Raw genomic sequence first — 1,541 nt, forward strand, 5'->3', positions numbered from 1 at the left:
TCCATAAACTTGAGATAATTGGCGTTGTAGACGATGCCCCCGGCGTCGGTGTCTTCGTAGTAGACACGCACCGGAAACTCAAAGACTTCCCCCATAACAATCTGTGATCCATTCGACAGTCAGATGGGGGGCTATCATAGCGCAGGGCTGAATAGGAAAGAAGCAGGGGGAGACAGGGAAATCCTGCCTCCCCCCGTTTTTTATGAAAGGAAATATGAATGTGTCAGCCAGAGGCCATACAACAAACTGGGCCAGGCGAGCCAGGGGTTGAACAGCACACGTCCGGGCAGGCTTTTCAGATGAAAGCCAAGCCCGTTAAGTACGCCACAACAGACGGCCCACATCAGCCAGGGAGCAAGCCAGAGACCATGCTCGCTGGTGTTGGCCGCGATCAGATTGGGGGCCTGTAAAATAGCGACGGCCAACAAGGCCGCCGCGAGTAACATCAACCCCTGCCACGGCTGCCGCTCCAGTGGAGCGGCCAGCCTGGCGAGTCGATCACTTGTTTTCATCGATCTGACGATCCATGTTCTCGGTGTGTTCCAGCCACAGCGCATTGATGATGCCAAATGCACAGGCCAGCAACAGTCCCAGGATCCAGGTGAAATACCACATTGTCAGCGCACCTCTTAATAGAGAGATTGTTGGTTATCTTCGATGTGCTTGTTGGTTACCCGGCCAAACATCTTGATGTAAGTCCAGATGGTGTAACCCAGCACAATCGGTACGAAGATCGCTGCAGCCACAGTCATCACCTGCAAGGTGTTGAAAGAGGCGGTAGCATCCCACATGGTCAGGCTCAGTGACGGCTCAAGGCTTGAGGGCATCACGAACGGGAACATGGAGAAACCGGCAGTGAGGATGACCCCGGCAATCGCCAGCGAGGAGCTGGTAAACGCCAGCCAGCCGATGTTCATGCGGGCAAACAGCGCAGTCAGCAGGCTCATGGCCAGGCCCAGTACAGGGGCAGCCACCATCCACGGATAAAGGGTGTAGTTGTTCATCCAGGCACCAGCCTGCAGGACAACTTCCTTGTTCATCGGGTTGGATACCGCGTCAGTCGCGGCAGCTTTGACGATGACATACCCTTCCATACCGCTTACCCACCAACCCGCGGCAGCAAACAGCACCAAGGTAAGCAGTGAGCAGATCATGGCAGCCGTGCGGGAACGCGCCAGCACTTCACCGTCGGTCTTCATCATCAACCAGGTTGCGCCCTGGGTGAGCAGCATGAACAGGCTCACCAGACCAGCCAGAATGCCGAACGGGTTAAGCAGGCCAAAGAAGTTGCCGTGATAGGTCAACATCATGAACTGGTTAAACTCGAACGGAACGCCTTGCAGCAGGTTGCCAAAGGCTACGCCAAAGACGATGGGCGGCACGGCACTACCGGCGAACAAGGCCCAGTCCCAGTTGCTGCGCCATTTGGCATCAGCACGCAGGGAGCGGTACTTGAAACCGACCGGACGCAGGAACAGCGCCATCAGAGTCAGGATCATGGCGATGTAGAAGCCGGAGAAGGTTGCGGCATACACCATCGG

3 protein-coding genes and 1 pseudogene are annotated in these 1,541 nt (G+C 56.2%); all 4 read right to left on the bottom strand.

Features of this window, described 5'->3' with window-relative positions:
- A pseudogene (locus AACS18_RS04065) lies at positions 1–95 on the bottom strand (tol-pal system-associated acyl-CoA thioesterase); the annotation flags it as partial.
- Between the two features lie 105 nt (positions 96–200).
- On the bottom strand, positions 201–512 hold the full coding sequence (locus tag AACS18_RS04070) for a cyd operon YbgE family protein (RefSeq protein WP_041202810.1): 312 nt from the start codon (positions 510–512) through the stop codon (positions 201–203).
- Positions 499–615 carry a cytochrome bd-I oxidase subunit CydX gene (gene cydX, locus AACS18_RS04075; RefSeq protein ID WP_005304933.1) on the bottom strand — a complete coding sequence of 39 codons (117 nt, stop codon included), beginning with the start codon at positions 613–615 and terminating at the stop codon, positions 499–501. The genes AACS18_RS04070 and cydX overlap by 14 nt, the downstream gene beginning before the upstream one ends.
- Before the next feature lie 14 nt (positions 616–629).
- Positions 630–1,541: cytochrome d ubiquinol oxidase subunit II (gene cydB, locus AACS18_RS04080; protein WP_108613773.1), on the bottom strand; the 912-nt coding region annotated here is incomplete at its 5' end.

It is taken from the genome of Aeromonas sp. HMWF015, from assembly GCF_963878965.1.
In the GTDB taxonomy this organism is placed as follows: Bacteria; Pseudomonadota; Gammaproteobacteria; order Enterobacterales; family Aeromonadaceae; genus Aeromonas; species Aeromonas veronii.

Coding starts and splice junctions, on each gene's coding strand:
- cydX (WP_005304933.1), bottom strand. CDS start 615: ATGTGGTATTTCACCTGGATCCTGGGACTGTTGCTGGCCTGTGCATTT.
- AACS18_RS04070 (WP_041202810.1), bottom strand. CDS start 512: ATGAAAACAAGTGATCGACTCGCCAGGCTGGCCGCTCCACTGGAGCGG.